Origin of the sequence: Aliihoeflea sp., from assembly GCF_052435475.1 — a bacterium.
Classification (GTDB): Bacteria; Pseudomonadota; Alphaproteobacteria; order Rhizobiales; family Rhizobiaceae; genus Aliihoeflea.
In genome coordinates this window covers 1-6,129 of record NZ_JBQVMV010000034.1, presented here as the reverse complement: position 1 = coordinate 6,129, position 6,129 = coordinate 1, and the positions used below count along the sequence as shown (strand labels likewise).

The following is a 6,129-nucleotide window of genomic DNA, read 5'->3' as shown; positions in this document are numbered from 1 at the left end:
TGCCGGTGACGGCGGGGACGGCGGTGCTGCCCTCGGCGCAGGCTACGGCGCAGGCAATGGCGGCGGCGCAGGCTGGGCAGTCGGCGGTGCCGGCGGCAATGGCGGCGGCGGGACCGGTGGCGCTGCAACGAGCGGCGCGGCCAATGGTGGCGCCGGGAATGGCGGCCATGCCTGGGCAGAAGGTGGCGACGGCGGTGCTGCGCTCAGCGGCGCCTGGGCTGACGGAGCTGGCGGTGCCGGCTATGGCGGTTGGGCGCTCGGCGGTGCCGGTGGTGCCGGCGGTGCCGGCGGCACGGCGACGACGGGTGCAGGCGGCTTTGGTGGGGCAGGTGGAACGTGGGGCTCGGACAATGGCGATGACGGCTACGTCACCGGCACGAGCAGCGCCTCCGCTGACGCTCTGATCGACACCAGTGCGTTCAACCAGTCGATCGTCATGGGTGCCAACCTGCAGCAGAACGCGATCGATATGACGGTTGTCGGCGGATCGATGACCAACACGTCGTTCGGCGAAGACGGCAATACCGACGACGCCTGAACGGCTTCGTGAACCAAGCATCAAAGGGCTGCGCGGGTCATCCCGCGCAGCCCCAAAGTCAACAAGAAGATGACGAGGGGAGAAGCGTGCCATGTCCATGGACGGCGTCACCGAGATCATCGCGCATTTCGTTGGTCACTTTCACACGCTGATCGAACAAGCGCGCATGCGCGAGGCCTACGACAAGTTCCTGGCCGCTAAAGCCGACCAGCTCGACCACGAAGAATTGCCTTTCATCACAGCTCAGTTCGACGCGCGCTTCCAGTTGGGAAGCTACGTTCCGGAACTGGCCTACGAGCCACCGGCACCCGAACTCGTGCAGGTCGTGCCATGGTCGTATGTGAGCTTCGTTCCGCCCGATCTGCCGGAACTGACGAGCAAGTTCTACGCGCAGTGGCCGGCTCTGCTTCAACTCGCCCCGGCCTCGATCGCCATCAGCTACATCACGAAGACGATCCTTCCAGATGTCGAGCCGCTCGGCTCCATCGGAAACTATCTCGTCCAGAAGATTTCGCTGACGGACAACGATTACTTCAGCGTCGGCGGCTCGGGCCTCGTCTTTTCGCCCGAAGCAGTCGACAACGACCTCCTCCTCGACTTTGCCTCCCAGGCCCTGTCGATCTCGCCGATCGCCGACCCGGTCCTGCCAGGCTCCACCGATGCGGTGATCGACTTCATCTCGATCGCGCTCGAGGCGTTCGAAAGTTACGACCCGTCAACGGCGCCCGCAGGTGCGAACGTGTTCGTGACGAAATCGACGACGCTCGAAGGCGACTATCTGAACGGCGAACTCGTCGACGAGCTGCCGATCCTGAGCGACTATTACGACCCAGCGCTGCCCGGCGAAGAGATCGCGCCGGTCGGACAAAAATATGTGCAAGCCGAGGGAAACGTTCAGATCGAGGCGTCCGTGACGCTCGAAGCCGGCGGCAATACGCTGGTCAATGCGGCCACGGTGACGAGTTTCTGGACCGCCGCGACGGTCACGGCGGTCGTCGGCAGCCATTTCGAACTGAATGCGATCATCCAGATCAACGCCTGGATGGACGAGGATGCGGTCTGCGAATCCGTTTCGGGCTGGCTCGATCCTGATGCGGCAGCGACCGAGGCCTTCAACCTGGCATCCTTCGCGCGTTACGACACGCATGAAGAGATGCGCCAGCCCGGCGACGACCCGACATTTCCCAAGCACTGGGTGGTCGAACGCATCGATGGCGACGTGATGATCGTCAACTGGCTGCAGCAGTTCGTCTTCATGTCCGACAACGACATAGGCATACTGGCCTCGTCGGGCGTGACTACCAGCGTGATCGCTGGCGACAATATGTCGATCAATCAGATATCGCTGTTCGAAATGGCGTTCGCCTACGACCTCATCGTCATCGGCGGAAATGTCTACGACGCCAACATCATCCAGCAGCTCAACGTCCTGTTCGACAATGACGTGATCGGAACGGTGAACGGGTTCACCACGACGGGAAACGGCACGGCTTCGACGTCCGGAAACCTCCTCTGGAACGAGGCGTCCATCAACAATGTCGGCGGCGCAACAAGGTTCGAAGGGCTTCCCGACGCCTACAAGGCATTCGCCGACAGTTTGGCGCTCGGCGGCAAGGGTGCGGCGGGCGATGTCCTGACCGATTCTGCCTTCGCCGGTCTGGGGGCGCTCAAGGTGCTCTATATCAGCGGCGACCTGATCAAGCTCAATTATGTCGGCCAGACCAACATTCTGGGCGACAGCGATCAGATCGCTCTCGCCATGAACGCTCTCCATCCGGTGGCGGATGCCAACTGGACGCTGAAGACTGGCGACAATGCCCTGATCAACGTCGCGGCCATTTCGGACCTCGATTCCCTCGGCAAGACTTATGTCGGCGGCGAGCAGTATTCGCAGGACATACTCATCCAGGCGGAGTTCATCTCCGCATCGCCCGATCTCCTCGGTGCGCGCGATCCCAATGCGCTGGTCAACGAGGCGGTCGCCTTCCTAGTGGACGACACGGCCGACGACTATGCCGACGGAAAATCCTCGCTCGACCCGGGTTATCACCCGCAGGATGCCGGTCAGACCGACGGCCTGCAAACCATGCTCGCATGAGCGGGGGGACTGAGACATGACGCAGGAAGATCACGCAGCGCGTCCGCACCGGTCGGACGCGGACGACGGGCGCAGCGAGCATTCTGCCGGCCGGATGCCGCATCTCGACGAGGTCGATCGTGCGATCGAGCGGATCGAGAAGAATGCCGCCGACGTTCAGCAGGCAGCCGCAACGGTGACAATCGAAACGCCGTCCGACCGCCCCGCGGGCAGGACGGAGGCACCGCGCAAGCCCTCAGGAATGGTAACGATCGAGGCCGACAACGGGCCGATCGCCGCAGCGCCGGCACCGGGCAAGATCGCGACCAACACCAACCGCTCGGAAACCGGATTCCACAAGCGCCTTGGACCCGTCGACTTCGCCGCCCAGCTAAAGAACGGCATCAGCGCGGTCCGGCGAAACCTTGCCATCGTCATGGTGTTCACTGTGGCCAGCAACGTCCTGGTCCTTGCGATCCCGATCTATCTCTTCCAGATCTCCGACCGGGTGCTCACCAGCCGCTCGCTCGATACGCTGACGATGTTGACCATCGTGATCGTCGGCGCCGTCGTCCTTCAGGCCATCTTCGACGCGATCCGCCGCTTCATCCTGATGCGAACGGCCGTGGAGGTCGCGGCCCAACTCGGCTCGCCCATCCTGTCGGCAGCCGCGCGCGCCTCGCTGACGGGGAACGGCAAGGAATATCAGACGCTGGGCGATCTTGCCCAAGTCCGTTCCTTCCTCGTCTCGCGCACGCTGATTTCGTTCCTGGATGCACCGATCGCGCCGATCTTCCTCCTCGCGGTTTTCCTGATCCACCCGCATCTGGGCTTCATCGTCGTGGGAACGGCCCTCCTTCTGCTGGTGATCACCGTCCTCAACCAGAAGGCGACATCGGCGCCGTTCGGCGAGGCCAACGCCGCGCAGGTGAAAGCCAACCTCCATCTCGATTCGATGTCGCGCAACTCGCAGATCATCAACGCGCTCGCGATGATCCCGGAGGCGGTGCGGATCTGGGGCAAGGACACGGCCGAATCCCTGCGCGCCCAAGTGGTCGCCCAGGACCGGAACATCATGTTTTCGGCGCTCTCCAAGGGAGCACGTCTGCTGACCCAGGTCGGTATGCTCGGCTGGGGCGCATATCTCGCGATCGAAGGACAGATCACCGGTGGCATGGTCATCGCCGCCTCCATCATCGCCGGCCGCGCGCTGGCGCCGATCGAGGGCGCGATCGAAGGCTGGAACCAGTACACGCAGTCGAAATCCGCCTATGGGCGCATCACCGCGCTTCTCAATGCCTCGCCGCTGAATTTCGAGCGTCTGAACCTGCCGCGGCCGGAAGGGCGGCTAGATGTGGAGCGCCTTCTCTACGTACCGCAGGGCACCAAACGTGTCGTTCTCAATGGACTGACCTTTTCGCTCAACCCTGGCGATTCGCTTGCGGTGATCGGCAACTCGGGCGCCGGCAAGACGACGCTCGGCAAGATGCTCGTCGGCTCCATCCTGCCAACATCGGGCAATGTGCGGCTCGATCTCATGGATTTGCGCAACTGGGACCAGCGCCAGTTCGGCGAGAACATCGGTTACCTGCCGCAGGACGTGCAACTCTTCCCCGGAACGATCAAGGCGAACATCGCTCGTATGCGCGACGACGCGACGGACGAGCAGATCTACGAGGCCGCCATACTGGCCGACGTGCATGAAATGATCTCGTCCCTGCCGCATGGCTACGAAACGATGGTCGCGGCCGACGGCACGCCGCTTTCGGGTGGCCAGAAGCAGCGCATCGCGCTCGCCCGCGCCTTTTTCGGCGGCCCGCGTCTCGTGGTGCTCGACGAACCCAATTCAAACCTCGATCAAGCCGGCGACAACGCGCTGAAGCGGGCGCTCGAACACGCCAAGCGCGAAAAGATCACCGTCATCACCATCACCCAGCGTCCCGCGCTCTTGCAGAGCGTCGACAAGATCCTGCTGCTCGTCAACGGGACCGTGGCGCTGTTCGGCGTCCGCCAGGACGTTCTTTCCGCCCTGCAGACACGCGGCATTTCCGTCGAGCTCGGCTCGTTCGGCCACCATTTGCAATAGGATCGCACCATGTCGGACATCGCATCGGTTCATGACATTCAGTGGTATGCGGACGTCCCGCGGTCGATCTGGAAGCATACAATATTTGGCATCGCGCTTCTGGGTGTCACCTTCGGCGGTTTTGGTGCCTGGGCACTGACGGCGCCGCTGGCCTCGGCCGTGATCTCGCAAGGCAGCTTCGTGGCCACCGGCCAGAACAAGATCGTGCAGCATTTCGGCGGTGGCGTTATCAAGGAACTGATGGTGTCGGAAGGCGACGTCGTCAAGGCCGGCCAGCCTCTGGTTCTCCTGGACGAGACGGCGGCGCTGGCCAAGGATCGCGAACTCTTCCTGCGACGCGCCCGCCTGGAGGCGGTCGCCGCAAGGCTGCTGTCGCAATATGAGGGGCTCGACCAGATGAGCCTGCCCGGTTTTCTCGACGACCATCTCGGCGAGCCGGAGGTGATCGAGATCATCGAAAGCCAGAAGCTCAACTTCGACGCGCAGCGAATGAAGATAGAGGGCGAGCTCAGCATTCTCGAGCAGAACATGCTGTCGCTCGAATTCCGCGCCGAGGGCTACGACCGGCAGAAGGCATCGTACGAGCAGCAACTCGACCTTCTGCGCCAGGAGCATGAAGGCAAGGCGTCACTGTTCGAAAAGGGACTGCTGCGCGGCACTGAGTTGAAAGCGCTCGAGCGCGCCATGGCGGATGCCGAGGGACAGATCGGCCGCCTCGATTCCGAAATCGACCAGGCGACTGCGCAGGTGGAGCGCACGCGACAGGAAATCGTCCAGGCCGAAAGCGCCTTTCGGGAAGATGCTCTCGACCGGCTGCAAGGCATTCAGGCCGAACTTGATGTGGTCCGCGAGCAATCGCGCGAAGCCGAGAACGTCCTCCAGCGCGCCTCCATCGTCGCGCCCGTTTCGGGCACGATCGTTCGGGCCCATTATCACACCAATGGTGGCGTGATCGAAAGCGGCAAGGCGGTTATGGAAATACTGCCCGACGACGTGCCGCTGCTGATCGAGGCGCAGGTGCCGCGCACGGATATCGACAGCGTGCGCGTCGGCCAGCCGGCGACGATCCGTCTCGTCGCGCTGAACCAGCGCACCACGCCGGTCCTGGAAGGCCACGTGATCTACGTTTCCGCCGACGCGCTTTCGGACCAGCAGTCGCCGGGAAAGTCACATGACGTCTACCTGGCGCGCATCGACATTTCGCCACGCGAGCTTTCGCGCGTCCGCGGCTTCCAGCCGACGCCGGGCATGCCCGCGGAGATCATGATCCAGATCGAGGAACGAACCTTCTTCGACTACCTGGCCAAGCCCATCACCGACTCGATGGCCCGCGCATTCACCGAACGGTGACCTAGGCTCAGGACCTATTAATTCCGATTGAGATGTGATTCACGGTCTCCGAGAAGGAGGCCGTGATGGGTGATTTGT

General features: G+C 63.0%; 3 protein-coding genes and 1 pseudogene. All 4 read left to right on the top strand.

The genetic code is table 11. The features are described 5' to 3' along the window. Nucleotides 1–538, top strand: a pseudogene (locus ACT6QU_RS19340) (hypothetical protein); the annotation flags it as partial. Between the two features lie 91 nt (nt 539–629). Continuing rightward, nucleotides 630–2,636, top strand: coding sequence for a hypothetical protein (locus tag ACT6QU_RS19335; protein WP_444836752.1), 2,007 nt, complete (start codon nt 630–632; stop codon nt 2,634–2,636). Nucleotides 2,637–2,652: 16 nt separating this feature from the next. Further along, nucleotides 2,653–4,701: a type I secretion system permease/ATPase gene (locus tag ACT6QU_RS19330; RefSeq protein ID WP_444836753.1), complete on the top strand. Its 2,049-nt coding sequence runs from the start codon at nt 2,653–2,655 to the stop codon at nt 4,699–4,701. Between the two features lie 9 nt (nt 4,702–4,710). Continuing rightward, complete coding sequence (locus tag ACT6QU_RS19325; RefSeq protein ID WP_444836754.1) at nt 4,711–6,051, top strand: HlyD family type I secretion periplasmic adaptor subunit; 1,341 nt, start codon at nt 4,711–4,713, stop codon at nt 6,049–6,051. The last annotated feature ends 78 nt before the right edge of the window (nt 6,052–6,129 follow it).

Coding starts and splice junctions, on each gene's coding strand:
- ACT6QU_RS19335 (WP_444836752.1), top strand. CDS start 630: ATGTCCATGGACGGCGTCACCGAGATCATCGCGCATTTCGTTGGTCAC.
- ACT6QU_RS19330 (WP_444836753.1), top strand. CDS start 2,653: ATGACGCAGGAAGATCACGCAGCGCGTCCGCACCGGTCGGACGCGGAC.
- ACT6QU_RS19325 (WP_444836754.1), top strand. CDS start 4,711: ATGTCGGACATCGCATCGGTTCATGACATTCAGTGGTATGCGGACGTC.